22 protein-coding genes are annotated in these 24,819 nt (G+C 70.9%); 12 read left to right on the top strand and 10 right to left on the bottom strand.

The genetic code is table 11. The annotated features are described in order from the left end of the window. Window positions 1-51 precede the first annotated feature (51 nt). On the bottom strand, window positions 52-1,026 hold the full coding sequence (locus tag MHY30_RS10760) for a zinc-binding dehydrogenase (RefSeq protein WP_239276919.1): 975 nt from the start codon (window positions 1,024-1,026) through the stop codon (window positions 52-54). 78 nt (window positions 1,027-1,104) lie between these two features. Between MHY30_RS10760 and MHY30_RS10755 the strand changes: the two genes are divergently transcribed. After that, on the top strand, window positions 1,105-1,674 hold the full coding sequence (locus tag MHY30_RS10755; protein ID WP_239276918.1) for a TetR/AcrR family transcriptional regulator: 570 nt from the start codon (window positions 1,105-1,107) through the stop codon (window positions 1,672-1,674). Between the two features lie 5 nt (window positions 1,675-1,679). Here the strand turns inward: MHY30_RS10755 and MHY30_RS10750 are convergent, their stop codons facing one another. Next, window positions 1,680-1,994, bottom strand: coding sequence for a YbjQ family protein (locus MHY30_RS10750; RefSeq protein ID WP_138178090.1), 315 nt, complete (start codon window positions 1,992-1,994; stop codon window positions 1,680-1,682). 116 nt (window positions 1,995-2,110) lie between these two features. Between MHY30_RS10750 and MHY30_RS10745 the strand changes: the two genes are divergently transcribed. Continuing rightward, window positions 2,111-3,301: a thiolase family protein gene (locus MHY30_RS10745; protein WP_239276917.1), complete on the top strand. Its 1,191-nt coding sequence runs from the start codon at window positions 2,111-2,113 to the stop codon at window positions 3,299-3,301. Between the two features lie 136 nt (window positions 3,302-3,437). Here the strand turns inward: MHY30_RS10745 and MHY30_RS10740 are convergent, their stop codons facing one another. Then, on the bottom strand, window positions 3,438-7,175 hold the full coding sequence (locus MHY30_RS10740; RefSeq protein ID WP_239276916.1) for a choice-of-anchor I family protein: 3,738 nt from the start codon (window positions 7,173-7,175) through the stop codon (window positions 3,438-3,440). Between the two features lie 182 nt (window positions 7,176-7,357). Between MHY30_RS10740 and MHY30_RS10735 the strand changes: the two genes are divergently transcribed. The 3 genes from MHY30_RS10735 to MHY30_RS10725 all read left to right on the top strand — a co-directional run bounded on the left by MHY30_RS10735 (window position 7,358) and on the right by MHY30_RS10725 (window position 10,183). Then, window positions 7,358-8,080 carry a VIT family protein gene (locus MHY30_RS10735; RefSeq protein ID WP_239276915.1) on the top strand — a complete coding sequence of 241 codons (723 nt, stop codon included), beginning with the start codon at window positions 7,358-7,360 and terminating at the stop codon, window positions 8,078-8,080. Between the two features lie 82 nt (window positions 8,081-8,162). After that, the gene (locus MHY30_RS10730) at window positions 8,163-9,326 is read left to right on the top strand and encodes an acyl-CoA dehydrogenase family protein (RefSeq protein WP_239276914.1); all 1,164 of its coding nucleotides are present in this window, start codon (window positions 8,163-8,165) and stop codon (window positions 9,324-9,326) included. Between the two features lie 68 nt (window positions 9,327-9,394). Next, window positions 9,395-10,183 (top strand): enoyl-CoA hydratase-related protein, encoded by a 789-nt coding sequence (locus MHY30_RS10725; protein ID WP_239276913.1) that lies wholly within the window; start codon window positions 9,395-9,397, stop codon window positions 10,181-10,183. A 78-nt stretch (window positions 10,184-10,261) separates the two neighbouring features. Here MHY30_RS10725 and MHY30_RS10720 read toward each other — a convergent pair whose 3' ends face one another. After that, on the bottom strand, window positions 10,262-10,789 hold the full coding sequence (locus MHY30_RS10720; RefSeq protein ID WP_239276912.1) for a MarR family winged helix-turn-helix transcriptional regulator: 528 nt from the start codon (window positions 10,787-10,789) through the stop codon (window positions 10,262-10,264). A 134-nt stretch (window positions 10,790-10,923) separates the two neighbouring features. On the opposite strand from MHY30_RS10720, the gene MHY30_RS10715 reads away from it, so the two are divergent. Beyond that, on the top strand, window positions 10,924-11,901 hold the full coding sequence (locus tag MHY30_RS10715) for a cytochrome b/b6 domain-containing protein (protein ID WP_239276911.1): 978 nt from the start codon (window positions 10,924-10,926) through the stop codon (window positions 11,899-11,901). Between the two features lie 56 nt (window positions 11,902-11,957). On the opposite strand, the gene MHY30_RS10710 is transcribed toward MHY30_RS10715, so the two are convergent. The 3 genes from MHY30_RS10710 to MHY30_RS10700 all read right to left on the bottom strand — a co-directional run bounded on the left by MHY30_RS10710 (window position 11,958) and on the right by MHY30_RS10700 (window position 13,965). Further along, entirely contained in the window at window positions 11,958-12,584 is a 627-nt protein-coding gene (locus tag MHY30_RS10710) for a hypothetical protein (RefSeq protein WP_239276910.1), read from the bottom strand. 44 nt (window positions 12,585-12,628) lie between these two features. Then, window positions 12,629-13,282 (bottom strand): hypothetical protein, encoded by a 654-nt coding sequence (locus MHY30_RS10705; protein ID WP_239276909.1) that lies wholly within the window; start codon window positions 13,280-13,282, stop codon window positions 12,629-12,631. A 107-nt stretch (window positions 13,283-13,389) separates the two neighbouring features. After that, window positions 13,390-13,965, bottom strand: a complete 576-nt coding sequence (locus MHY30_RS10700) for a TetR family transcriptional regulator (RefSeq protein WP_239276908.1) — start codon at window positions 13,963-13,965, stop codon at window positions 13,390-13,392. Between the two features lie 55 nt (window positions 13,966-14,020). Between MHY30_RS10700 and MHY30_RS10695 the strand changes: the two genes are divergently transcribed. The 3 genes from MHY30_RS10695 to MHY30_RS10685 are packed head-to-tail and all read left to right on the top strand — an operon-like array spanning window position 14,021 to window position 15,899. Beyond that, window positions 14,021-14,629, top strand: coding sequence for a biotin transporter BioY (locus MHY30_RS10695; RefSeq protein ID WP_239276907.1), 609 nt, complete (start codon window positions 14,021-14,023; stop codon window positions 14,627-14,629). Next, complete coding sequence (locus MHY30_RS10690) at window positions 14,626-15,309, top strand: energy-coupling factor ABC transporter ATP-binding protein (RefSeq protein WP_239276906.1); 684 nt, start codon at window positions 14,626-14,628, stop codon at window positions 15,307-15,309. The genes MHY30_RS10695 and MHY30_RS10690 overlap by 4 nt, the downstream gene beginning before the upstream one ends. After that, the gene (locus tag MHY30_RS10685) at window positions 15,303-15,899 is read left to right on the top strand and encodes an energy-coupling factor transporter transmembrane protein EcfT (protein ID WP_239276905.1); all 597 of its coding nucleotides are present in this window, start codon (window positions 15,303-15,305) and stop codon (window positions 15,897-15,899) included. The genes MHY30_RS10690 and MHY30_RS10685 overlap by 7 nt, the downstream gene beginning before the upstream one ends. Before the next feature lie 77 nt (window positions 15,900-15,976). Here the strand turns inward: MHY30_RS10685 and cofE are convergent, their stop codons facing one another. Then, entirely contained in the window at window positions 15,977-16,753 is a 777-nt protein-coding gene (cofE, locus tag MHY30_RS10680) for a coenzyme F420-0:L-glutamate ligase (RefSeq protein ID WP_239276904.1), read from the bottom strand. Between the two features lies 1 nt (window position 16,754). Further along, entirely contained in the window at window positions 16,755-17,261 is a 507-nt protein-coding gene (locus MHY30_RS10675; RefSeq protein WP_239276903.1) for a GNAT family N-acetyltransferase, read from the bottom strand. Between the two features lie 147 nt (window positions 17,262-17,408). On the opposite strand from MHY30_RS10675, the gene MHY30_RS10670 reads away from it, so the two are divergent. Next, the gene (locus MHY30_RS10670) at window positions 17,409-17,969 is read left to right on the top strand and encodes an acyl-CoA thioesterase (RefSeq protein ID WP_239276902.1); all 561 of its coding nucleotides are present in this window, start codon (window positions 17,409-17,411) and stop codon (window positions 17,967-17,969) included. 142 nt (window positions 17,970-18,111) lie between these two features. Here the strand turns inward: MHY30_RS10670 and MHY30_RS10665 are convergent, their stop codons facing one another. Further along, on the bottom strand, window positions 18,112-19,092 hold the full coding sequence (locus MHY30_RS10665) for an acetylxylan esterase (RefSeq protein WP_239276901.1): 981 nt from the start codon (window positions 19,090-19,092) through the stop codon (window positions 18,112-18,114). 250 nt (window positions 19,093-19,342) lie between these two features. Between MHY30_RS10665 and MHY30_RS10660 the strand changes: the two genes are divergently transcribed. Next, window positions 19,343-20,266, top strand: coding sequence for a LamG domain-containing protein (locus tag MHY30_RS10660; protein WP_239276900.1), 924 nt, complete (start codon window positions 19,343-19,345; stop codon window positions 20,264-20,266). Further along, the gene (locus MHY30_RS10655; RefSeq protein ID WP_239276899.1) at window positions 20,263-24,741 is read left to right on the top strand and encodes an alpha-L-arabinofuranosidase C-terminal domain-containing protein; all 4,479 of its coding nucleotides are present in this window, start codon (window positions 20,263-20,265) and stop codon (window positions 24,739-24,741) included. Before MHY30_RS10660 ends, MHY30_RS10655 begins: the two co-directional genes overlap by 4 nt. Window positions 24,742-24,819 lie beyond the last annotated feature (78 nt).

Raw genomic sequence — 24,819 nt, 5'->3', positions numbered from 1 at the left:
ATAAGAGACAGGGGCGGGCGCCGACCCAGGGGCGGCGGCGCCCGCCCGGGCTCACGGGCGCAGAAGCACCTTGCCGACGCGCGGCGACAGGCTCGCGGTCACGGCCTCGCGGATGTCGTCGAGGTCGAAGGTCGCCGCGACGGGCAGGGTGACCGTACCGTCGGCGAGGTAGCGCGACAGCTCGCCGAAGAGGGCACCGCGGGTCTCGGCATCCATCGTCTTGCTGACGACGCTGCCCCAGAATCCCTTCACGGTCGCCTGGCGGAAGATGATGTCGCCGGCGGAGAGTTCGAGCTTCCCGGCGCCCATCGAGCCGAAGATGACGAGCGTGCCGTTGTCAGACAGCAGCGACAGCACGTCGTTGCTCGCCGAGCCGCCCACCGAGTCCACGCCCGCGACGATCCGCGCGCCGTCGGCGATCGCGAGAGCCTTCTCGCGCCAGTCGTCGGCGTCGGTGGACACGACGTTGTCGATGCCCTGCTCGGCGAGCTCGTCGACGGCGCTCTGCCGACGGACCAGCCCCAGGACGTGGATGCCACGCGCCCGCGCGATCTGCGCGACCATGCGCCCGACGGCTCCGTTGGCGGTGTTCTGCACGATCCAGTCGCCGGGTGTGAGGTCGAGGGAGTGCAGGAGGCTGATGGCGCTGAACGGCATGGATACGAGCTGCGCGGCCACCTCGTCGGGGAGGGCGTCGGCGACGGGGATGAGGCCCGCGGCCGGGGCGACGACGTACTCGGCCCAGACGCCGAAGGTGCCGCCGGTGGCGACGCGCTGGCCCACCTCGAGCCCGTGGACGCCCTCGCCGATCGCGTCGATGATGCCGACGGCCTCGGTGCCGGCGCGGGCGGGGAGGTCGGGCTTGAAGCCGTAGTCGCCGCGGATCGTCCACAGGTCGTGGTTGTGGATCGGCGAGAGCGTCACCCGCAGACGCACCTGGCCGGGGCCGGGCTCGGGGGTCGGAACCTCATCGACGCTCAGAACATCGGCGGGTTCGCCGAATTGGGGGTGCACGATCGCGCGCATGTCTCTCCTTGCGTGGCTATTTTGTAACGACCGGTCTAATATAGGCCTCGACCGGGAAGAAGGAAACCCATGGGCAGGATGCCGACATTCGACCGCCGCGCCGTCGTCGACGCCGCGCGCGATGTGTTCTGGCAGCACGGCTACGCCGAGACGGGCATCGCCGAACTCGAAGACGCCACCGGCCTGACCCGTTCCAGCCTTTACAACGCGTTCGGCAGCAAGCGCGGACTCTTCGACGCGGTGCTCGCCGGATACCTCGACGATGTCGTGCGAACGCGCCTGCGACCGCTGGGCGGGGGAGACCCGGGCGCTCTCGAGGCGTATGTCGAACAGATGCGCGCGGCGATCGCGGCCGACAGTTCCCGCGCTCGCCTGGGATGCCTCCTGCTCAACGCCGGAGCATCGCCACTGGCGTCGGACGACGACGACATCCGCGCGCTCGTGTCCGGCTACGCCGCCGAGATGCGGGCCGCCATTCGCTCCGCCGTCGCCGACCGTCGCCCCGATCTCTCGCCAGATGCCGTGGACGCCCTCGCCGGCGTCTGCGCGTCGCTCGTCGTCGCAGCGCTCACCCTCGCCCGCGCCGACCGTGACGCGGCCGTGGCGACCCTGGCATCCGTCCCGACGACGCTGGAGTCCTGGCGCTGAGCCCCTCAGCCGAGCTTCACGGCCGTGCCGTACGCGACGACTTCCTGGAAGTTCTGTGCGACCTCGCTGGTGTCGAAGCGCATCGCGATCACGGCATCCGCGCCGAGGGCCTGCGCCTGCTCGATCAGACGCTGCTTGGCTTCATCGCGGCTTTCCTGCAGCTGTTTGGTGAGCCCCTCCAGTTCACCGCCGAAGATCGACTTGAGCCCCGCGCCGAACTGCACGCCGATGTTGCGGGCGCGCACCGTCAGGCCGGTGACCTCTCCGTAGACCTCGACGATCTGACGGCCGGGGACATCGTTCATGGTCGTGACGAGCATGCGGTCAGTCTGGCAGCGGCCCTGGGGCGCCCGCCAGTGTCGCGCGGGCCATCGCATGCCCCCGGATGCCGCGCGAGGCACAATGCTGTCATCCCCGCTTCTTCCCGGAGGTCCCCATGGCGCCGAACGCTTCTCGCATCGTCCTCGTCTCGGGCGCGCGCACCCCGATCGGCTCGTTCGGCGGCGCGCTGTCGAGCGTAGACGCGCACGAGCTCGGGGCCGTTGCGGTCACCGCGGCGCTCGACCGCGCGGGTGTGCCGAAGGATGCCGTGGACGAGGTCGTCATGGGCTGTATCGCGCAGAACGGACCCGACGCGTACAACGCCCGCCGCGTCGCGCTCGCGGCGGGGCTGCCGACCCGCGTCCCGGCCTTCACCGTGAACCGTCTGTGCGGGTCGGGGCTTCAGGCGATCTGGTCGGGGGCGCAAGAACTGCGGTGGGGCGGCGTCGACGTCGTGGTCGCCGGTGGCGACGAAAGCATGTCGCGCACGCCGTTCCTCGAGTACGGTGCCCGCGGCAACGCGAGGCTCGGCGACCGGACGCTCCTCGACGGCACGCTCGCGATCCTCACCGACCCCTTCAGCGGCCGGCACATGGGCACGACCGCTGAGATCGTGGCATCCCGGTACTCCGTGTCGCGGGAAGAGCAGGACGCGTTTGCGGTGGAGAGCCAGCGGAGGGCTTCGACGGATGCCGCCCGGGTGGCGTTCGCGGAGGAGATCGTGCCCGTGGCGACCGGCGGGAAGAGGCCGGTCGAGGTGTCGGTCGACGAGCATCCGCGGCCCGGGACGACCCGCGAGGTGCTCGCGGGGCTTCGGCCCGCGTTCGAGCGCGAGGGGACGGTCACGGCGGGGAACTCGTCGGGGATCAACGACGGTGCCGCCGCGACCGTGCTGATGCGCGAGGACGACGTGCGCGCACAGGGCCTCGCGGGCCTCGCGACGCTGGAGGCCGTCACCACGGCGGGCGTCGACCCCGAGATCATGGGCTACGCCCCGGTGCTCGCGCTGCAGCGGTTGTGGGAGCAGACCGGACTCACCCCGGCCGACGTCGATGTGATCGAGCTGAACGAGGCGTTCGCGGCGCAGGCGGTCGCGGTGATCCGTGACGCGGGCCTGGATGCCGAGAAGGTGAACCCGTACGGCGGCGCGATCGCCCTCGGCCATCCCGTCGGCGCGACCGGCGCGATCCTCACGGTCCGCGCGGCCCTCGACCTCCAGCGCCGCGACCTCGAGTACGCGGTGGTGACGATGTGCATCGGCGGCGGCCAGGCCCTCGCCGCGCTGCTCCGGCGCTTCCGTCCGTAGGGCGCGAGTCGCCAGGATTTGTCGCCTCGGGCCCCGCCCGGGCGACAAATCGTGGCGACTCGCGCGCAGGCACGGCGCCGCCGCGAACGGGAACGGCCCCCACCCCGGAGGGGTGAGGGCCGTTGCCGTGCCGGGGTCAGGCCGTGCGGCGACGACGCAGGGCGAAGGTCAGACCGCCGGCGACCAGCAGGAATCCACCCGCCAGCGCGACGCCCCACGGAGCCTGGGCGCCGGTCGCGGCGAGGGTGCCCTTGCGGAACACCTCGATCGCGAGCGGGCTCAGCACCGTGCCGTCGGCGCGCGTGATGACCACCGTGTGCGTCCCCGGCTCGAGCGCCACGGGGACGTTCACGCGGAACGTGACCGATCCGTTCGCGTCAGCGGCCGGGATGCCGGTGATCGCGGTCGGCGTGCTGTTCAGCGTCGCGGTCAGCTGCTCGCCGGCGTTCAGGCCCGCGACCGTGACGGTGAACGACCCGCCCTGCTCGACGCGCGTCGCGCTCGCCGTGACGCTCACCGCGGCGGGCGAGGTCGTCGGCTGAGTGGTCGGGGTCGGGGTGGGGGTCGGAGTCGGGGTCGGCGTCGGCGTGGGCGTGGGCGTGGTGCCCTCGTCGACCGGCTGCGCCCCCTTCAGGTACGCGCGACCCAGGGGCGACGGTGCGACCGTGCCCTTCGCGGTGAAGTAGTCCACCGTGGCCTGCAGGTCGATCTGACCCGAGTCGGCCTTGCCCGTCCCCTGCGCGAAGGTGGTGAAGTTGTCGCCACCCGCCGCGAGGAACGAGTTCGTGACCACGCGATACGACTTCGTCAGGTCAATCGGCGTGCCGTTGAGCGACATCGCGAGGATGCGCGAACCCGCTGCGGCGTTGGGGTCGTACTCGAACGCGAATCCCTTCGACACGCCCAGCGCGAGCACGGGACGCGAGGCGCCCTGCGGCTGCCACTGCTGCTCGAGCACTGACTTCAGCTGCGCACCCGTGAGCGAGAGGGTCACGAGCGTGTTGCCGAAGGGCTGCACGTTCGCCGCCTCGCGGTACGAGACCGAGCCGTTGTCGGTGCCGTACAGCAGGTCGGCGCGAAGGCCGCCGGGGTTCATGAACGAGATCTGCGCGTCCTGACCGTTGAACGAGGGGTTCTCGCTCGTGGCCCACAGGTACACGTCGGCGACGGTGTTGCCGAGGGTCGAGTAGGCGCCGCGGTCCTCTCCGCCGGTGTTGTTCTTCGCCCGGGTGATGTCGCCGGTGATCCGGCCCACCTCGACCTGGCCCTTCACGTCGGCGGTGGCCTTGGCATCCGCCACGATCTTCGCGACCTGCGTCTGCGGGTACGCGACCCACTGCGAGACGGTGGAGTCGTACAGCGACCGCACCCCCGGCGTGATCGAGACGAGCTCGCCGGCGTCGTCGAGGTCGATGTCGAGCGTGCCAAGGTTCGTGCCGTACTGACCCGCCTGGATGACGGAACGTCCGCCGATCTCGCACGCGTACTTCTGGTGCGTGTGCGCCGAGACGATGGCATCCACGTCGCTCGATGCGCCGCGGACCAGATCGCCGAAGTCGCCGGACTCGGTGGCGATCTTCGTGCAGTCGGTGCCCTCGGAGCCTTCGTGGGCGAGGACGATCACGATGTCGGCGCCCGCTTCGCGAGCGTTCTTCGCCTCGCGGTTGGCCGCTTCGACGAGGTCGCCGAACTCGATCTCGGCGATCTTCGACGGGTCGACCATGCCGGCGGTCTGCCGGGTCACGGTGCCGACGAAGGCGACCTTGGTGCCGTCGACCTCCTTGATCGTGTACGGCTTGAGGGCGGGCGTCTTCGTGCCCTTCTCGTACACGTTGGCGCCGAGCGCGAAGTCGCTGAAGTCACCCGTGTTGCCGCCGTACGCCGGGATGACCCGGTCGGTCAGGTCGGCGAAGCCGCGGTCGAACTCGTGGTTGCCGACCGCGCTGATGTCGAGGGTCGCGGCCTTGAGCGCCTTGATGGTCGGGGTGTCCTGGTCGATGAACGACTCGAACGCACTCGCGCCGATGTTGTCACCGGCCGAGACGAACAGCGTGTTCGGGTTCTGCTGCCGGTACTTCTCGACCGCGCCGGCGAGAACACCGGCGCCCGCGACGCCGCCGCTCTCCTGAAGCAGACGACCGTGGAAGTCGTTGATCGTCAGGATCTGCAGGTCGGGGGTCTTCGGCTGCGTCGGGCGCACCTCGAAAACGGTGGTCGACCCGGACACCTCGTTGCCGGTGATGAGCAGCGGGATGCCGATGGGAGAACGCAGCGCCGAGACGAAGGTGATGCCCTCGGGACCGAGGTCGCCCGCGGCGGCCGTCTTCACGTCGGCGGAGGCGTTGCGGTTGTTGACGTACGTGACGTACGTGGCGTTCTTGGGGTCGGTGATGTCGTAGACCATCACGCCGCCCGCCCGCTCGAGGCCGATGAAGGCGTACGTGCGGCCGTCGACGACGCCGATTGCAACGTTCTCGGGCTCGGGACCCTTGTCGTCGCTGCGGTCGTCGACGGTGTTGTTGTCGTTCGACACGTTGAACAGCTCGGGCGCGACCTCCTTGAGCTTCTGCTCGAAGTCGTCGCCGGAGTCGAAGACGAGCGTGCCCTTGGTGTCCCAGATCGAGAACGAGCGGCCGCCGTACGCGTAGAGCTCGCTGTAGCAGCCGTCGGCGGTCTTGCCGAGGTCGGTGACGACCTTGAGGCGTCCGAGGTCGGCATCCGCGGAACGGCCGGCGAGCGGCGAGGTCTCGCAGATGGCCGCGAGGTCCTTCTTGCCGAGGTCCTTGATGCGGGCCTCGTCGATGAAGTCGCCCCACTCGCGTCCGTCGCCCTCGTTTGCGGTGACGAGGTAGGTCCCGGCCTTGCCGTCGACGTTCGCCGAGTACGACGCGATCCCGTCGGGCATGTACAGGCCCTTCAGGCCCGAGACCGCGCGGATGTCGATCCCGCCGTCCTTGTCGCTGGTGTCGAGCGCGCTCGCACCCCAGTCCTTGTAGCCCAGGGGCAGGATGCCGGTCACCTCGGCCTTGGCGAGGTCGACCGTTGCGACGGCGTTGGCCTCCTGCAGGGTGACGTAGGCCACGGTGCCGTCGACGGTGATGTACTCGGGCTCGAGGTTGCGCGAGACGCGGTTCGCCGACAGCGGCGTGGAGCCCTGGTCGGGTGCGGCGACGTCGGGACCGAACACGCGGACCTTGGGGTCGAGCGTCTTGGTGCCACCGGGCTCGAACGCGCGGAAGCCCGCGGTCTTCACCGCGCTCTGCGCGGGAGCGGTGAGGGTGGATGCCAGGGCGACGACGCTCACCGATCCTTCGGGGTCGGTGGAGAAGTCGTCGGCGGGCTCGCCCTCGTTGGCCACGACGGCGTACGCGCCGTCCTTCGAGAACGTCACCATGTCGGGGAGGGCGCCGACGGCGACTTCGCCGAGCACCGCGGATGCCGCGTCGTCCTTGTTCGCGTCGAAGAAGACGAGGTGGCCCGCGGCGGTCTTGTCGTCGGCTTCGAAGGCGATGACGCCCAGGCCGTCGTCGCGGACGGCGACGGAGTTGGCGACACCGTTCGAGGCGATGTCGAAGAGCTTCACCGGCTTCGTCGGGTCGCTGTTGAGGAGCACCGTCACGGTGCCGGCCTGCGCGTTCACGACGAAGAGGCGGTCGCGGTAGGTCTGCACGATCTCGGCGGCCGACTCCTTGTAGACGCCGGTGTCGTACGAGCCGACCGGCGTCAGGCCGATCGCCGCGCCGGGGGCGCTGTTCGAGACGGGGGCGGGGACGATGGCGGCCGAAGCCGCCGTTGCGCTCGTGAGAGCGAGCGCGCACACCGCCGCGGTGGTCGCGGTGAACGCGACGGCGCGGCGAAGGAACGTCGAAGGCATGGATGTCCTCGGGGTGTCGGGTGGGATGACACGATCGACGGAGGCGTCGATCTCTCTCACTGTGCCCAGCGGCGGTGACGGCGGGGTGAACACGACGGGAAGGGACGGGGCGGTGCGCGGGCGAAGTCACCTCGTCCTTCACCGCGGGCGGCCGGTGGGTGAGACAGGACTAGCCTGGCCGCGTGACCAACTCGCCGGCGGGAACCCATCCCGATGAACCCCACCGCCAGGGGCTCGCGCAGCGCCTGAACTGGCTGCGGGCGGGCGTTCTCGGCGCGAACGACGGCATCGTGTCGACGGCCGCGGTCGTCGTCGGTGTCGCGGGTGCGACGAACGCGGTCGGGCCCGTGCTCGTCGCGGGGCTCGCCGCTTTGGTCGGTGGGGCGATCTCGATGGCACTCGGTGAGTACGTCTCGGTGTCGAGTCAGCGCGACAGTGAGCACGCGCTCATCCAGAAGGAACGCCGCGAGCTGGCGGAAGACCCCGAGGCCGAATTCGCCGAGCTCGTCGGGCTGTACGAGGCGCAGGGGCTCAGCCGTGACACCGCGACACGCGTCGCGACCGAGCTCACGGCATCCGATGCGTTGAAGGCGCACCTCGCCGTCGAGCTCAACATCGACGCCGAAGACGTGGTGAGCCCGTGGGCTGCCGCGCTCGCCTCGGCCGTGGCGTTCACCGTCGGGGCGATCCTGCCGATGCTGACGATCCTGCTCGCTCCGGTCGCGGTGCGTGTGCCGCTGACGTTCGTCGCGGTGCTCGTGGCGCTGGCGATCACGGGGTACCTGGCCGCATGGATCGGCGGCGCACGGCGGGGCCGGGCGATCCTGCGCACCGTCATGGGCGGCGCGCTCGCGCTGGGAGCGACGTACGCGGTCGGAGCGCTGTTCGGGGTCGCCGCCGCCTGATCTTTTGTCATCCTCGCAATTACTTGGACGTCCATCTAAAATCGCTCTCGCGACAATGCTGTCGCCGACGAAGGAGAGCCGCATGGACACCACCCCCGCCCCCGCGCTCGACGCCCTGACCGCTGACGACCGCGCCGCCATCCTCGACGCCGTCCGCGAGTTCGCCGCGACCGAGCTGACCCCCCACGCCCTGGAATGGGATGCCGCGAAGCACTTCCCCCGCGACGTTCTGCGCCGCGCCGGCGAGCTGGGACTCGGCGGCGTCTGCGTGCGCGAAGAGTCCGGGGGTGCGGGCTTTCCGCGTCGTTTCGCGGTGGAGATCTTCGAAGAGCTCGCCGCGGGCGACCCGACGGTCACCGCTTACCTCACGATCCACAACATGGTCGCCTGGATGATCGACGCCTATGGCGACGACGCACAACGCGAGCGGTGGCTTCCGGGCCTGGTCTCGATGGAGCATCTCGGCGCGTACTGCCTCACCGAGCCGGGGGCGGGGTCGGATGCCGCGGCGATCACGACCTCGGCCATCCCCCACGGCGACACGTTCGTGCTCACGGGCGTGAAGCAGTTCATCTCGGGTGCCGGCGAGGCATCCGTCTACGTCGTCATGGCGCGCACCGGCGAGCCGGGCGCGCGCGGTATCAGCGCGTTCCTCGTTCCCGCCGACGCCCCGGGGCTGTCGTTCGGTCCCAGCGAGAAGAAGATGGGCTGGAACGCCCAGCCGACGCGGCAGGTCGTGTTCGACGAGGTCCGCGTTCCCGCCGAGAACCTGCTCGGCGGTGAGGGACGCGGATTCGGGATCGCGATGGCGGCGCTCAACGGCGGCCGCCTCAACATCGCGGCGTGCTCTCTCGGCGGCGCGCGCTGGGCGATGGAGCGTGCGGTCGCCTACGTGCACGAGCGGTTCACGTTCGGCGAGCCGCTCGCCGAGAAGCAGTCGGTCGTCTTCTCCGTCGCCGACATGGCCACCGAGCTGGAGGCGGCGCGGCTGCTCGTGCACGCCGCGGCGGAACATCTGGATGCCAAGGCGCCCGACGCTCCGACCCGCTGCGCCATGGCCAAGAGGTTCGCCACCGATGTCGGGTTCCGGGTCGCGAACGAGGCGATGCAACTGCACGGGGGCTACGGGTACCTGCAGGACTACGGGATCGAGAAGGTCGTGCGCGATCTGCGCGTGCACCAGATCCTCGAGGGGACGAACGAGATCATGCGGCTCATCGTCGGGCGGAGCGTCCTCGCGGCGTGAGCGGAACCCCCTCCGCGATGTCGGGGACGCGTGCGACGATGCCAGCAGGACGACACGAGGGGAGCGGCATGACCGATCACGCCGGCGAGTACGAGACGATCCGGGTCGAGCAGCGCGGACGGGTGGGGTGGATCACCCTCGACCGGCCCGAAGCGCTCAACGCCTTGAACACCCGCTCGATGGTCGAGGTGGTCGCGGCGGCGACGGCGTTCGACGACGCGCCCGACGTCGGCGCGATCGTCGTCACCGGGTCGGAGAAGGCGTTCGCCGCGGGCGCCGACATCAAAGAGATGGAGGGGAAGTCGGGGCTCGACATGACGCTCACCGACCACTTCGGCGCGTGGAGTCGCTTCGCCGCGGTGCGCACGCCCGTCATCGCGGCCGTCTCGGGATACGCCCTGGGCGGCGGGTGCGAGCTGGCGTTGATGTGCGACATCATCCTGGCCTCCGATCAGGCGAAGTTCGGTCAGCCCGAGATCCAGCTGGGCGTCATCCCCGGCATGGGCGGGACGCAGCGGCTCGTGCGGGCGCTCGGGTATTACAAGGCCGCCGAGATGGTGCTGACCGGGCGCATGATCGATGCGGCCGAGGCCGAGCGCGCCGGGCTCGTCTCGCGGATCGTCCCCGCCGCCGACCTGCGGGAGGAGGCGGAGTCGGTCGCGCGCACGATCGCCGAGAAGCCCCTGCCGGCGCTCTACGCGGCAAAGGCGGCGCTCGATGTCGCGCTCGAGTCGACGCTGGCCGAAGGGGCGCGGTTCGAGCGGCAGGCGTTCGCGGCGCTGTTCGACACCGCCGATCAGAAAGAGGGCATGGCGGCGTTCCGCGAGAAGCGGGCCCCGAACTTCACGCACCGCTGAGTCGGCGGCGCGTCGACCCGAGGGTGCGGCGTCGGCGACCGCGCGCTGCCGGAGACACCGGTACGCGGGTCGTGCGCGTCACAGGGGGTCGGGAGTCGGCGACGGGTCGGCGAAATCGCCGGCCGCCTTGCGGAACCGCGCGATGATCCGCACCAGCTCGGTGGCGTCCGCGGGCGCGAGCCCCGGGTCGCGGAAGACGACGTTCAACGCGTCGGTGGCGTCATCGACGCGCGAGCGACCGGCATCCGTCAAGACGAGCAGGGCCGCGCGGCCGTCCGTCGGATGCGCTTCTCGCGTCAGGAGACCGTCGCGGGCGAGGCGTTCGACGGTGTTGGTGACACTCGTGGGGTGCACCTGCAGGCGCGCGATGGCGCTGGCCATCGGCATCCGTCCCTCACGTGTAAAGGCCAGCAGCCGCAGCATCTCGAACCGCGAGAACGTCAGGTCGAGCGGTTTCAGCGCGCGATCGATGGATGCCATGAGCAGCTGGTGCGCGCGGATCACCGACGTCACCACGGTCATGCCGTCGGCGGCGTCGTCCCAGCCGTGCGCGACCCACTGGCGTCGGGCTTCGGCGATCGGGTCGACCGGTAGGCGTCTAGCCATCCGTCCTCCTCCCGCTTCACGGTACCGCGCTACCACCATTCGCTCCGGCTACCAAGGGCGAGCCCTGCGTGGGGAGAGGCCGTTCGATCCCGGTATCGTCAGAGGTCGGTCCTCGCTCCAGCCCCGAGAAGTAGATGGCGTCCACACCCCGCACCCCGCAGCGCGGGTCTTCGCGCGTCGAGCCGCGCCGCATCGGCGAGCTGACGATCGCCCAGTGGGCTGGATCGCTGCTCCTGCTGGGGGCGCTGGCTCTCATCCTCGCGACGTTCGTCGTGCTGATGGCGCGCGTCGTCGTGTCGCTCGGACCCGTGCGCGAATTCCTCGCCGTCTACCCCGGGGCGTACGACCTGCCCGCGGCGGCTCCCGTCGGGATTCCCGCGTGGCTCGGGTGGCAGCACTTCCTCAACAGCCTGTTCCTGCTGCTCGTCATCCGGTCGGGGCTGCAGTTCCGTCGGCAGAAGCGGCCGGACGTCTTCTGGTCACCGCGGGGCAACAAGCGCCGCCGCATCAGTCTCGCGCTGTGGTTCCACCAGGCCATCGACGTGCTGTGGATGGTCAACGGCATCCTCTTCGTCGTGCTGCTCTTCGCGACGGGGCAATGGATGCGCATCGTCCCGACGTCGTGGGAGGTGTTCCCGAACGCGATCTCGGCGGCTCTGCAGTACGCCGCCCTGGACTGGCCGACCGAGAACGGGTGGGTGAACTACAACAGCCTGCAGCAGCTGTCGTACTTCACGATCACCTTCGTCGCCGCGCCCCTCGCGATCGTCACGGGAGTGCGGCTGTCGGGTGTGTGGCCGCGCGACGCGGAGCGGCTGAACCGACTCTTCCCCGCGGAGTGGGCGCGTCGCATCCACTTCCCCGTCATGCTCTTCTTCGTCGCCTTCATCGCCGTGCACGTCTTCCTCGTGCTCGCCACGGGAGCGCTGCGGAACCTCAACCACATGTATGCCGCTCGCGGCTCGGTCGACCCCGACGCGTTCGCGTCCGATCCGACCGGACTCCTGCTGTTCGCGGCATCCCTGGTGGCGATGACGGCCGCGTGGATCGCGGCGCGCCCGTCGCTGCTCATTCCGATCGCGCGCCTGTTCGGAGACGTGAAGCAACGCTGAGGTGACCCGGTGCGGTGCTCGCCTGCTGGGGAGGCATCCCGGGCGCCGCGACGCTGTCACGTGGCCAGTTCGTCGAGCCACGACGATCGCAGACGCAGAGCGCGCTCTCCGCTCGCGATGACGACGGCCACCGTGATGGCGGCATTCATCGCGGGCGGGAGGTGGAGCGGGGAGACGAAGGTGCCGAGCGAATCCGCGATGAGGGGGATCCGCGAGACCGCCTCGATCACCTGCGGGACGGTCAGGCAGGCCCCGATGGTGACGATCACGGCCGAGGCCACACCGATGGCCCGACTGACCCGCGGGTGCGTGCGGTCCAGTCTGGCCCGCAGCCCTTCGCCGGAACGGGGGTGAGGCGTCAGCGCCCGCTCCTGGCCCGACGAAGACACGAAGTGGCAGCGCCGGAGGCCCGAGGCGCGTGCGGCGCCCTCGATGTGCCCGCCGGGAACGGGAAATCGGGCGGGGAGACGCGACACCGCCTGCAGCGCGCCGTCGCGATAGAGTCGCGCCCGGATCTCGCCGTCCTCTCGATCGCCGAGTGTGCGGACGTCGATCGCGTAGCGAGTCGGTGACGTGGCGGATGTCGGGAGCGTGAGAAGGAACAGGGAGCGGCTGAGCGTCTGCCACCAGCGGAACGGGGCGAGGGGACGGCCGTCGCCCGGTCGGACTCGCCGCTCGGCCATGCGGGCGCGCCAGCCTCCGCGGGTGCGTCTTGGCATCCGCATGATCAGAGCAGGATCTGGCTCAGAGGATGGACCAGGTACCGCAGCGACACCGCCTCCCACGCGGCCCCGACGACGAGAAGCAGGAGGGCGGGGAGAGCCAGCAGGCCGAGACTCTTCAGCCCCCGCACGTAACCGCGACGCCGGGTGAGGGCGCCGACCCGTTTCGGTTGCAGCCAGCTCCGCCCGAGGAGGTAGCTCCCCAGCAGGAGCAGGATGTAGGCCTGCAGCTCGATGAGCACCGTGAGGGAGTGCGGGATGAGCGCCACCCAGCCCACCGGGATCGACGGGACGAGAGTCACGCCGGTCACCACCGCCCACCATCCGAACAACGCCAGGCCGGCGAACGGCACGATGAGCGACGGCAGGACGATGGTGAGCAGACTCAGGCGGAACACGTTCACGGCGAGGATCACCACCGCGAAGAGCGGCGCGGACGAGGCGACCGCCGTGACGAGCTCACCGGTCCCGTCGGTCTCCAGGGTGGCGGCCCGGGCAGCGGGCAACTCGGGGAAGAGCAGCCCCACGGCGAACCCGGCGACGAGCAGTCCGTAGGCGGCCGCGTTCAGGGCGAGGTAGGCGCGTCTGTTCTCGCGGATGACTCGGAACGGTCGACGCCAGAACGGCGTCGGGGAGGGGACGTGATGGGAATCGGACATGGTTCCATCGCAGTCGCCGCCGCCCTGCGGCGACAGTGCCGCCGCGTCACGACCGGGGGTGACATTAGTCAGTGACTGCCCGCCGCCCGGCGGGGGCGCCAGGGGGGCTAGGCCGGGCGGGATGCCGCCGCGTGCAGGCCGCGGTGGATGAGGTCGACGCCGAACAGGAAGTCGGCTTCGGGCGGGTGGGTGGCGCCGGGAGTGACCACGCCGACGCTGTCGTACTGCAGCCGCTGCTGCTCGTGCCACACGTGGCCGAGGACGAAGTGCAGCAGCGTGGTCGCGGCGCGGGCCGCGACGTCCTGGGCGAAGCCCTCGGCCGCAACGGCGGCTGTCAGCCGATCCCGCGCCGCGGTCGAGCCGAGGCCCAGCGCGAGCGTGCTCGAGACGACCTCGGCGCCGTCGCGGTAGGCCAGGAGCGCGTCGCGCAGGGCTCGCGCCTCCGCGGCGACCCCGGAGCCGCGCAGGAGGGATGCCGCCTGCGCCACGATCCGGCCGGAGAGCTCCGCCAGCAGCGACTGCTTGTTGGGGAAGTGCCAGTAGAGGGCGCTCGGCTGCACATCGAGGCGCGTCGCGAGGCGGCGCATGGTGAGGTCGGCGAGGCCGTCGTCGTCGAGGATGCGCAGTGCTGCGCGCGCCACGTCGTCGGCCGAGTGGCCGCGGCCGCGTCCGGGAGGGGTCACGGCTCCGAGTATAGTGAACGCCGTTCAGGTGAACGCTGTTCAGGTAAGGACCGACATGCCCTCTTCCTCTCGCACCCCGGATGCCACCGACTTCGCGCGCGTGGCCGTCTTCGCCGCGCTCATCGCGGCGCTCGGCCTTCCCGGAAGCTTCCCGGTCTTCGGCGGCGTGCCCATCACGGCGCAGACCCTCGGGGTGATGCTCGCCGGCGCGATCCTCGGGCCCTGGCTCGGCGCCCTGTCGGTGACGATTCTGCTGACCCTCGTCGCGGTAGGCCTGCCGCTGCTGGCCGGCGGACGTGGCGGATTCGCGATCTTCCTCGGACCCACCGCGGGGTACGCCCTCGGGTGGATCCTCGGCGCGATCGTCGTCGGGCTTATCGTTCACGCGGGGCACCGCCGTCCCGTGTGGTGGCGCACGGCGGTCGCGATGATCGCCGGGGGCGTCGTGGCGATCTACGCGGTCGGCATCCCGGTGCAGAGCCTGGTGACGCGACTTCCGCTGGCAGAGACCGCGCTGACGAGCCTGATCTTCCTGCCGGGCGACCTGCTCAAGGCGGCGATCGCGACGGTCGTCGTCACGCTGCTCGTGCGGGGGTACCCGCGGGGCTTCCGCCGCGCGTGGCGCACGGAGGCCGCGTCGGAGCCGGCCCCCGTCGCCGCGTGATCCTGCACTGCCGCGACCTCGGAGTGCGGCTCGACGGGCGAGACGTGCTGCGCGGAGTGAGCCTCGATCTCGACGCGCGCACCATCGCGGTGGTGGGAGACAACGGGTCGGGCAAGTCGACCTTCGCCCGTGTGCTCGCGGGTCTCGTCCGACGGCACGCGGGCGACCTGCGGATGGGGGGTCTCGATCCGGACGCGGATGCCGGCGAGCACCGCCGCCGCGTGGCCCTCGTGCTCAGCAATCCCGACGCGCAGATCGTGATGCCCGTCGTATCCGACGATGTCGGCTTCTCGCTGCGCGCCCAGCGCCTGTCGCGGTCGGAGCGCGCGGAGCGGGTAGCGCGCACCCTGGATCGTTTCGGGCTCACGGGCATGGCCGAGCGGCCCGCGCACGACCTGTCCGGGGGGCAGAAGCAGCTGCTGGCGCTGTGCGGTGCGTTCGTGCGCGAGCCCGACGTGGTCGTCGCCGACGAGCCGACGGCCTACCTCGACGCCCGCAACGCCCGCCGCGTCGCCGACCATCTGCTCGCCGAGACCGGGCACGCACTCGTGCTCGTCACCCACGACCTGGCCCTCGCACGACGTTGCGACGCCGCGGTGCTGTTCGCAGACGGGGGAGTGGATGCCGCGGGTGCGGCATCCGAAGTGATCGACGCCTACGAGCGGGCTCTCGTGTGCTGAGCCTCTACCGGCCCGGCACCGGGGTGCTGCATCGCCTGCCCGCGGGGCCGAAGATGCTGCTGCTCGCCGCGGCCGCGATCGGTCTTTCGGCGCTGCCGACCGCGGCGTGGACGGCGGCGGTCTGCGCGGTCGCGGTGTTCTCGGCCTACGTCATTCCGGGCGTCGGAGTGCGCACGCTGGGCCGTGAGATGTGGGGGCTGCGGTGGGTCCTCGCGGTCACGGCGCTCGGGCAGCTGATGTTCCTCGGCCCGGAGCCGGCCCTCGCCAACACGGCGCGGGTCGCGGCTGCCCTGCTGGTGGCCGCGCTGCTCCCGTTGACGACGCGCGTCGACGACCTGCTCGACGCTCTCGAGCGGGGCCTGCGTCCTCTCCGGAGGATCGGGATGGATGCCGACCGCGCGGCGGTGCTCCTCGCGGTGACCATCACGACCGTTCCGGTGCTCGCGCGGCTCGCCGCCGAGGTGCGCGACGCCCAGCGCGCCCGGGGCGTGCGGCCGTCGCTGCGTGCCGCCCTCGTGCCGTTCGTCGTGCTGTCGCTGCGGCACGCCGATCAGCTCGGCGAGGCGCTCGCGGCCCGCGGGGTGCGGTGAGACGCCGATCGCGCGGCAGCGCCGGGGGAGACGCCTCCGTGCGCGGCAGCGCGCGAGGGGCCCCTGAACGAGCCGTTTCAGTCGGAGGCAGCGCGCCCGGCCTCGAACCCGGCCGCGTAGGCCTCGTCGGCACCGAGGTGGAACATGTCGCGCTCGGCCGGCCGGACGATCGACCGTGCGCCGGGAAGATCGAGGTCGCCGACCAGGTCCCCCCGCCCGCGCACGACCGCGACCGGCAGGCGCGCGGCCTTGCCCTTGACGAGGTCGGTCGCCGCGGCGATCTCGTCGGCCACGCACGGCAGTGTCACGATGAGCGGCCGGCCTTCGGCATCCGTCGTACCGCGCAGATCCTCGAACACGTGCACCCCGGCGGCGCCGATCGCATGGTCGGTCTGGCCCTCGCGCCACGCGCGGCCGAGCGTGTCGGTGATGAGCACGCCGACGCGGGCGCCCGTGGCCTGCCGCAGCCCCGCCGCGAGGGCACGCGCCGAGGCGTCGGGGTCTTCCGGCAGCAGCAGGACGGTGCCTTCCGGAGTGTTGCTGGCGTCGACGCCTGCCGCGGCCGACACGATCCCGAGGCGGTTCTCGACGATGCGGGTGACGTGCCCGGCGGGCGAGGTGCGGGATGCCACGAGCCTCACCGTCTCGCGCGTGATGGCGTCTTCGCGGTCGTCGGCGCGCAGGATGCGTCCCTCTGCCTTCGACACGATCTTGCTGGTGACCACGACGATGTCGCCGTCGCGCAGGTCGGCGTCCGCGCGGGAGTCGGCGTCGACCGCGGCCCGGATCACCGCGACCAGGTCCGCGCCCGGCGAGATCTCGCCGATGCCGGGCAGCGCCCAGATCTGCAGCACGTCAGCGGACGAAACGCACCTCGGTGAGCTCCTCACCGAGGAAGGGCTGCACCTGGGTCGCCCCGTCGAGCGTGAACCCGTTGCGCGTGTAGAAGCGATGCGCGCGGGGGTTGTCGTCCGCCACCCACAGGTACAGACCTTCGCCCTCTTCGACGGCGGCGTCGAAGAGCTGCTGGCCGATACCGGTGCCGTGGAACTGGTCGAGCAGGTAGATGAAGTACAGCTCCCGCGGTCGCGGAGCGTCGTCGTCGCGGGCCGGGCCCGACCCGACGAAGCCGACGATCTCGCCGTCGACGAGCGCCGCGTGCATGCGGTAGTCCTCGCCCTGCGCGGCCCAGTGGGTCCACAGCTCGGCCATACGCTTGGGGGACACCGCTTCGAGCGCGGCCTTGCTGATCAGGTGGTCGTACGTCTCGTGCCAGCACGTCGCGTGCACACGGCCGAGAGCCTCGGCATCCACGTCACGCACCGGACGGACGACGATGTCGGCTCGGGTTTCCGCAGTCATGGCGTGACTCTACGCGCGGCTCCGGTCAGTGGGAAATCGGCGGAATCGGGGGTCGGAATGCGGTACAAGCGGTGACGCACGGTGCCCTTTGTAGGTCATGCACACCGATCTGGCCCGACCGTCGTCGAAACGCTACGCTCGCCCGTCGTGAACGTCCTGTGGCGCACCCTCCTGGTCCTCTTCCGTGCGCGTCGACGCCTGCGGCGAGAAGGTCCCGTCGACCCGAACTCGGTCGGGCGCCTGCGCTTACGCGTGCTCCCCACCGACATCGATCTGCTCCGGCACCTCAACAACGGCCGCTACCTGTCGCTGTTCGACCTGGGGCGGTGGGATCTGCTCACCCGCACCGGGATCGCGGGGGCGATGGCGTCGCACGGCTGGTACGCCGTTGTCGCGGCGGAGACCATCACGTTCCGTCGGTCGCTGGAGCTGTGGCAGCGATTCGACCTCGAGACGCGGCTGCTCGGCCACGACGACCGCGCCGTGTACCTCGAACACCGCGCGGTCGTGAAGGGCGAGATCTACGCGCGCGCCATCATCCGGGCGCGCATCCTCCGACGCTCGGGCGGCACGGTCCCGCACGACGAGCTGTTCGCGGCCGTGGGGCGGCCCGAGGGTGTGCCCGACGTCGAGGCGTGGGTGCATGAGTGGGCTGCGGCGTCCGCGCTGCCGTCGACCAAGCGCCCGGCGCCGAGCGACTGGCGCTGACCCGTCGCCCCTTCCGTGCGCGAGTCGCCACGATTTGTCGCCTCTGAGCGCGGTCAGGCGACAAATTTTGGCGACTCGCGCCACCCGGGGCGTCAGCCCCGGGGCGACTTGTGCGGCCGGGGCGGCTCGCGCGCCCGGGGCGTCAGCTCACGCCGAAGCGGGCGTCGAGCCAGGCGACCTGGCGAGCCCAGTGGCGCGTGCCGCCGCCCTCGTGGCCGTTGTAGGGGTACACCTCGATCGCCGCGTCCTCGGACGACAGCGCGTGGAAGGCGGCGAACACCCCCGACGGCAGCACGATGTCGTCCATCAGGGCGACCGAGAAGAACGCCGGGGCGGTGATCCTCCGCGCGAGGACGGCGCCATCGATGTGCGACAGGGTGTGCAGCGCCGCCGCGGTGTCGTCGCGGTGGATCGACAGCCAGCGCGTGACCTCGGTGAACGGCGCCGAGGGGGTGCGGACGATCGCGTTCGGGATGTCGCACAGGAACGGCACATCCGGCAGCACGGCCGCGACGGTGTCCGGGCACAGGGCGGCGGCGGCGATCGCGAGCGCGCCACCCTGACTTCCGCCGGTCACGGCGATGCGCGTCGCATCCACCCCGGGGAGCTCGCGCACCACGTCGATCAGCCGCGCGGCGTCGGTGTAGAGGCGGCGGTAGTAGTACTCGCGGGGGTCGTGGATGCCGCGGGTCATGACGCCCGGGTAGGCGGCGGTGGAGCCGTGGGGGTCAGGGGTGTCGCCGATGCTCCAGCCCGAGCCCTGGCCGCGGGTGTCCATGATCACGTGCACGTAGCCCGCCGCTGCCCAGGCGATCTTGTCGCCCGGGAGGCCGCGCCCACCGCCGTAGCCGATGAATTCCACGACCGCCGGCAGTGCCTCGTCGCCGTGCGGGCGGACGACCCACCCGCGGATCTCGTCGCCGGCGAACCCGGTGAAGGTCAGGTCGCGAATCGACAGGGCCCGCACCGGCGTGGGCACCGGGAGGAGCGTCGCCGGCCGCGCGGCGGCGCGGGCCTCGGCGAGGGTCTCGGACCAGAAGGCGTCGAGACCTTCCGGTTCCGGCAGCTCAGGGCGGTACTCGCGCAGCAGCTCGAGCGGCATGTCGGTGAACGTCTGAGCCATGGCGGTCTCCAGGGTCGGGGCGAATCGACAGTAGCGAATACGGGCCGTGTCACTGCTTCCGGCGCGAGCTGGCCGGACCAGGGGAACGGCCGTGTGAAGCTTCACACGCAGTGAGAGTGAGAGCCACCCCTGTGAAACAGTGTTGACACCGCGTGTTCCGCCCCTCGAAGATGGTGCCAAAGTGAGCGCTCACATTCAGCGCCCCTCTGCCGGATCACCGGCACGCCCATCGTCGAGGAGGACGAGCTTGGTGCTGTCACACCCCCGAACCGAGGAAGCCGCGCGCGGGAAGACCATCCGCCGCGCGGGCTCCCTGCTCGCCGCCGCTGCCGTCGTGCTGAGCGGCCTGGTTCCCGCTGCCGCTGTCGCCGCAGCGCCGTTGCCCACGCCGATCGCCTCGTACGACTTCGCGGCCACCACCGGCACGACCGTCCCCGATTCCTCCGGCAACGGGCGCGACGCGACGGTCCGCGGAACCGGGTTCGCGATCGACGGCGATGCGCTGTCGCTGCCCGGTGGGGCTGCGGGATCGAGCGCCGCCTACGTCGAACTGCCGACCGGGCTCTTCGACGGGCGCAGCACCGTGACAGTGTCGGCGTGGCTTCAGGACCGTACCGGCGCGGGCAACCAGGCGGCGATGTTCTTCGGGACGACCGAGAACCTGCCGCAGCAGTACTGGTTGCTCAACCCGTCCAACCCCGCAGGGCGGGTCAAGTCCGTCCTGACCGATGGTCCGCGCATCGGACAGCCGTGGACGCTCGAGCGCGGCATCTCGCCCACCGACGCCTCGCGCGGCGTCGCGGGCCCTGCGGCGACCGACGCGTGGGCGCTGTACACGACGGTGATCACGCCCACCTCGATCACGGCGTACCTCGACGGCACGAAGCTCGGCACCGTGGCATCCACGCGAACCGTCGCCGACTTCGGGACCGGCCTGGTGTCGTACATCGGCAAGTCGTCGTACCCCGACCGGTTCTGGAAGGGCGGCGTCCGCGACGTCGCGATCTACGACACCGCCCTCACCGACGACGATGTGAAAGCGCTCGTCGCCGAGGGCACGCCCTCGAACCAGGAGGACGTGGATGCCGCGGCGGCCGCGCTCGCCGTGCCCAGGGCCGACGACGTGCGGGGCAACGTGACGCTGCCCGGACGGTCGAGGTCACAGCGACCGTGAGCAAGGGGTCCAGCTCGGCGATCCGCAGCTTCTCGCTCGTCGTGCAGCCGCTGCCCGCGGCGCAGGAGCTCGGCGCCTACTTCTTCCCCTTCTTCACCGGGGAGAGCACGACCACCGACGAAGAGATCTCGTTCGCGACGTCGCGCGGTAACGACCCGCGCAGCTGGCTCACCCTGAACGACGGGAAGCCCGTCCTCACCTCCGACCAGGGCGAGGAAGGCATCCGCGACCCGTTCGTGCTGCGTTCGCCCGACGGCGACCGTTTCTACATGCTGTCGACCGACCTGAACATGTTCGACCGGTACAACGGCGACTTCGGCCGGGCGCAGGAAGTGGGCAGCCGGAAGCTCAACGTCTGGCAGTCGAACGACCTCGTGACGTGGAGCCCGCTGCGGCAGATCACGGTGTCGAGCGCCCTCGCGGGAAACACCTGGGCGCCCGAGGCCACGTGGGACCCGGAGCGCGGCGAGTACGTCGTCTACTGGGCCTCGAACCTGTACCCGAGCGCCTCGACCGACGGTCGCCGCGCCGCCGACAGCTACAACCGGATGATGATGGTCACGACGCGCGATTTCGTGACCTTCAGCGAGCCCCAGCCCTGGGTCGACGTGAAGCGCGGTGCGGGCAAGGGCACGATCGACGCCACGATCGTGCGCGACGGCGACGTCTTCTACCGGTTCATCAAGGACGAGGCATCCATGACCGTCCGTCAGGAGCGCTCGACCGACCTCACCGCGACCGTGACCGGGTCGCTCCCCACCACCACCTCGACCCCCGGCTGGCAGCTCGTCAAGGAGCAGATCGGCGTCGGCCAGCCCAACCCGTGGGGTGGCACGTTCACCAACGGCGAAGGTCCCACGGTGTTCGCCGACAACGCCGAGGCCGGTCACTGGTACATGCTCGTCGACCAGCCCAGCTACCACGGCGGCCAGGGCTACATGATGTTCGAGACGCGCGACATCGCGTCGGGGAACTGGACGTCGGTCCCGGATGCCGAGCTGCCGACGCGTCCGCGGCACGGCACGGTGCTGCCGATCAGCGCGGCCGAGCAGCAGCGTCTGCTCGAGGCCTACCCGACCGATGAGACCGCGGACTACTCCATCACCGCGTCGCCGGACGACGAGGGCGCCGAGATCTCCGACGAGATGTACGGCGTGTTCTTCGAGGACATCAACAACGCCGCCGACGGCGGGCTCTACGCGGAGCTCGTGCGCAACCGCTCGTTCGAGTTCATGCCCGTCGACAACCGCGACTTCACCGGCATGACCGCGTGGACTCCCGTCGGCGTCGGGGGCAGCGGCTCGGCGCAGCCGGTGAACGATGCGTCGCGCATGAACGACCGCAACCGCACCTACCTGCAGCTGGATCTGACCAGCACCGGCGCGGGCACCTACGGCGTCGAGAACGCCGGGTTCGACACCGGCATCGCGCTCACCTCCGGCGCCGTGTACGACGTGTCGTACTGGGCCCGGACGACGGCTCCCGTCGGTACCGCCGTCTCGCTGGTGCTGCGCACCGCCGACGGCACCCCGGTGTCGAACCCCTTCACCGCGACGGTGGCCGGCGACGGCTGGGTGAAGTACACCGGGACGGTCACCGCAACCGCGACGACCGACCGCGCCCGTCTGCTCCTGCAGGCCGGCGGCACCGGAACACTCCGCGTCGACGAGGTGTCGCTGTTCCCGCAGGACACGTTCATGGGGCGCCCCAACGGTCTGCGCAAGGACATCGCGCAGAAGATCGCCGACCTGCACCCGAAGTTCGTGCGGTTCCCCGGCGGCTGCATCGTCAACGTCAACAGTCACGAGGACTACTCCGCGGCATCCGGGTACGAGCGCGCCCGGTCGTACCAGTGGAAGGACAGCGTCGGGCCCGTGGAGACCCGGGCCACGAACGCCAACTTCTGGGGCTACAACCAGTCGCTCGGCCTGGGGTACTTCGAGTATTTCCAGTTCGCCGAGGACATCGGCGCCAAGCCCGTGCCGGACGTGCCCGCGCTGCTGAACGGCTGCGGTCAGGCGCTGCAGCCGACCGACCCGGCTCTGCTCGAGCGGCACATCCAGGACACGCTCGACCTCATCGAGTTCGCTAACGGCGGCGTCGACACGACGTGGGGCAAGCTCCGCGCCGACATGGGGCACCCGGAACCGTTCGGTCTCGACCGCATCGAGATCGGCAACGAGGAAAACTACCCCGAGGCGTTCATGGCGAACTTCGTGAAGTTCCGGGATGCCATCAAGGCGAAGTACCCCGACATGATCCTGATCAGCAACTCGGGGCCGGACGCCGAGGGCGCGACGTTCGAGAAGCACTGGGAGCAGAACCGCGCGGAGAAGGTCGACATGGTCGACGAGCACTACTACCGCGACCCGTCGTGGTTCCTGTCGCACAACGCTCGCTACGACGCGTACGACCGCAACGGACCGGACGTGTGGATCGGCGAGTACGCCTCGCGCGACAACCGCTTCTTCAACGCGTTGTCCGAGGCGGCGTACATGACCGGAATCGAGCGCAACGCCGACGTGGTGAAGATGGCGTCGTACGCGCCGCTCCTCGCCGACCAGAGCAGCACGCAGTGGCGACCCGACCTCATCTGGTTCGACCGCGACCAGGTGTGGGGCTCGGCCAACTACGAGGTGCAGAAGCTGTTCATGCGCAACACCGGTGACCGCGTCGTGCCGACCGAGGCCCGGGGAGACCTCGCGCCGACGAGCCTCCCCGGCGCCGTGGGCCTGTCGACATGGAGCACGTCGGCACGCTACGACGACGTCAAGGTCACGACCCCCGGCGGGGAGACGCTGTTCGCGGACGACTTCGCCGACAAGAACGACGACGGCTGGACGAAGCTCGCCACCGCGGGCTCGTGGTCGGCGGCCGACGGCAGCTACGTGCAGTCGTCGACGACGGCGAACAACACGCTCGTCGCCGGTCCCGCCCTGGATGCCACGGACTACGACGTGTCGCTGAAGGCGACCAAGCTCGCGGGCGCCGAGGGCTTCCTCGTCGGGTTCGGTGTGCAGGGGTCGGCCGACTACCTGTGGTGGAACCTCGGCGGATGGGGCAACACACGCAGCGTGGTCGAGAAGGCCGTCGGCGGGACGAAGTCGATCGTGACCGACACCGGGACGCCCCGGGTCGAGACCGGGCGCACGTACGACCTGCGCATCCAGGTGCGCGGTCCCGAAGTGACGCTGTTCGTCGACGGACAGCAGGCCGGGAAGTTCACCAACACCGCGGTGGAACCCTTCGCGCAGGTGATGACGACGGACGAGGCGACGGGTGATGTCATCCTCAAGGTCGTCAACGCGCAGGCGAAGGAAGCCGTCACCGAGATCGACCTCGGCGGTCTCGCGGTGCTCCCCACCGCGCAGATGACGGTGCTGGCCGCGGCCCCGGGTGCGGTGAACACCGCGGATGCCACCCCCGTGGCGCCGGAGACCACGGAGGTCGCCGTCAGCGGCACCTTCACGCGGACGTTCGCGCCGTACTCGGTGACCTTCCTGCGGATGCACACTCGCACGCCCGACACCCAGGCGCCGACGGTGTCGGTCGCGGCCACGCCCGCCGCGCCCGACGGAGCGAACGGCTGGTACGTGTCCCCGGTATCGGTCTCGGCTACCGCGACCGACGACACCGATGACGCTCCGCGCCTGGAGATCAGCGCCGACGGTGGGACGACGTGGGCGGCGTACACCGGCGCGTTCACTCCGGTCGACGGGACGGCGGACCTCGCGTTCCGGGCGATCGACGCCGCCGGCAACGTCTCGGCATCCGTCACCGCGGTAATCCGCCTGGACCGTCTCGCCCCGACGGCGACGAGCGAGGTGGATGCCACGACCCGCACCGTGCGTCTCACCGCGAGCGACCAGGGCTCGGGGGTCGACCGCATCGAGTACCGGGTGGGAGACGGCGGTGCCTGGACGACGACCGCGGGCGCTGAGGCCACCGTCACCGTCCCGGAGGGCGCGACCGCGGTGACCTACCGCGCCGTGGACCTCGCCGGCAACGTCGGGGGGACCGCGTCGGCCGCGATTGGCACCGAGGCGGGAGATCCGACGCTGGCGGTGTCGGGCGACCTCGTCGCCGGTGGCGTCCTCACCGTCTCGGGCACGGGATGGCCCGCCGACACGGACGGGCGTCTGGAGCTGCGCTCCACACCGGTCGACCTGGGCGCCGTGCGCACCGACGCCGCCGGAGCGTTCCGCGTCACCGTCACCCTCCCCGCGGACGTCACCGCGGGACGGCACGAGCTGGTCGCCCTCATCGGGGACGAGCGGGTGTCGGTGCCCCTCGAGATCCGCGCCGCCGGACCCGGCGTGACGACGCCGCCGGCGAGCGTCCCGGCCGCTCCGAACGCGGGGCCGTCGCTGGCGGTGACGGGCGGAGCGCTGTCGCTCGGAGCCGTCGTCCTCGGGCTCCTGGCGGTGGGTCTCGGCCTGGCGCTGCGTCGTCGCCGCCGCGTCAGCGAGAACTGACGTCTCCGACGAAGCCCCGGCCGCCCGCTCGTGCGGCCGGGGCTTCGTCGATCTCGCTTTCGTTGTGCGGGCGGACCG

Origin of the sequence: Microbacterium sp. ACRRU (assembly GCF_022346945.1) — a bacterium.
Taxonomy (GTDB): Bacteria; Actinomycetota; Actinomycetes; order Actinomycetales; family Microbacteriaceae; genus Microbacterium; species Microbacterium mcarthurae.
Note: the sequence above shows the minus strand (reverse complement) of the source record. Positions and strands in the feature narration are given on the sequence as shown.

Coding starts and splice junctions, on each gene's coding strand:
- MHY30_RS10760 (WP_239276919.1), bottom strand. CDS start 1,026: ATGCGCGCGATCGTGCACCCCCAATTCGGCGAACCCGCCGATGTTCTG.
- MHY30_RS10755 (WP_239276918.1), top strand. CDS start 1,105: ATGCCGACATTCGACCGCCGCGCCGTCGTCGACGCCGCGCGCGATGTG.
- MHY30_RS10750 (WP_138178090.1), bottom strand. CDS start 1,994: ATGCTCGTCACGACCATGAACGATGTCCCCGGCCGTCAGATCGTCGAG.
- MHY30_RS10745 (WP_239276917.1), top strand. CDS start 2,111: ATGGCGCCGAACGCTTCTCGCATCGTCCTCGTCTCGGGCGCGCGCACC.
- MHY30_RS10740 (WP_239276916.1), bottom strand. CDS start 7,175: ATGCCTTCGACGTTCCTTCGCCGCGCCGTCGCGTTCACCGCGACCACC.
- MHY30_RS10730 (WP_239276914.1), top strand. CDS start 8,163: ATGGACACCACCCCCGCCCCCGCGCTCGACGCCCTGACCGCTGACGAC.
- MHY30_RS10725 (WP_239276913.1), top strand. CDS start 9,395: ATGACCGATCACGCCGGCGAGTACGAGACGATCCGGGTCGAGCAGCGC.
- MHY30_RS10720 (WP_239276912.1), bottom strand. CDS start 10,789: ATGGCTAGACGCCTACCGGTCGACCCGATCGCCGAAGCCCGACGCCAG.
- MHY30_RS10715 (WP_239276911.1), top strand. CDS start 10,924: ATGGCGTCCACACCCCGCACCCCGCAGCGCGGGTCTTCGCGCGTCGAG.
- MHY30_RS10710 (WP_239276910.1), bottom strand. CDS start 12,584: ATGGCCGAGCGGCGAGTCCGACCGGGCGACGGCCGTCCCCTCGCCCCG.
- MHY30_RS10705 (WP_239276909.1), bottom strand. CDS start 13,282: ATGTCCGATTCCCATCACGTCCCCTCCCCGACGCCGTTCTGGCGTCGA.
- MHY30_RS10695 (WP_239276907.1), top strand. CDS start 14,021: ATGCCCTCTTCCTCTCGCACCCCGGATGCCACCGACTTCGCGCGCGTG.
- MHY30_RS10675 (WP_239276903.1), bottom strand. CDS start 17,261: ATGACTGCGGAAACCCGAGCCGACATCGTCGTCCGTCCGGTGCGTGAC.
- MHY30_RS10665 (WP_239276901.1), bottom strand. CDS start 19,092: ATGGCTCAGACGTTCACCGACATGCCGCTCGAGCTGCTGCGCGAGTAC.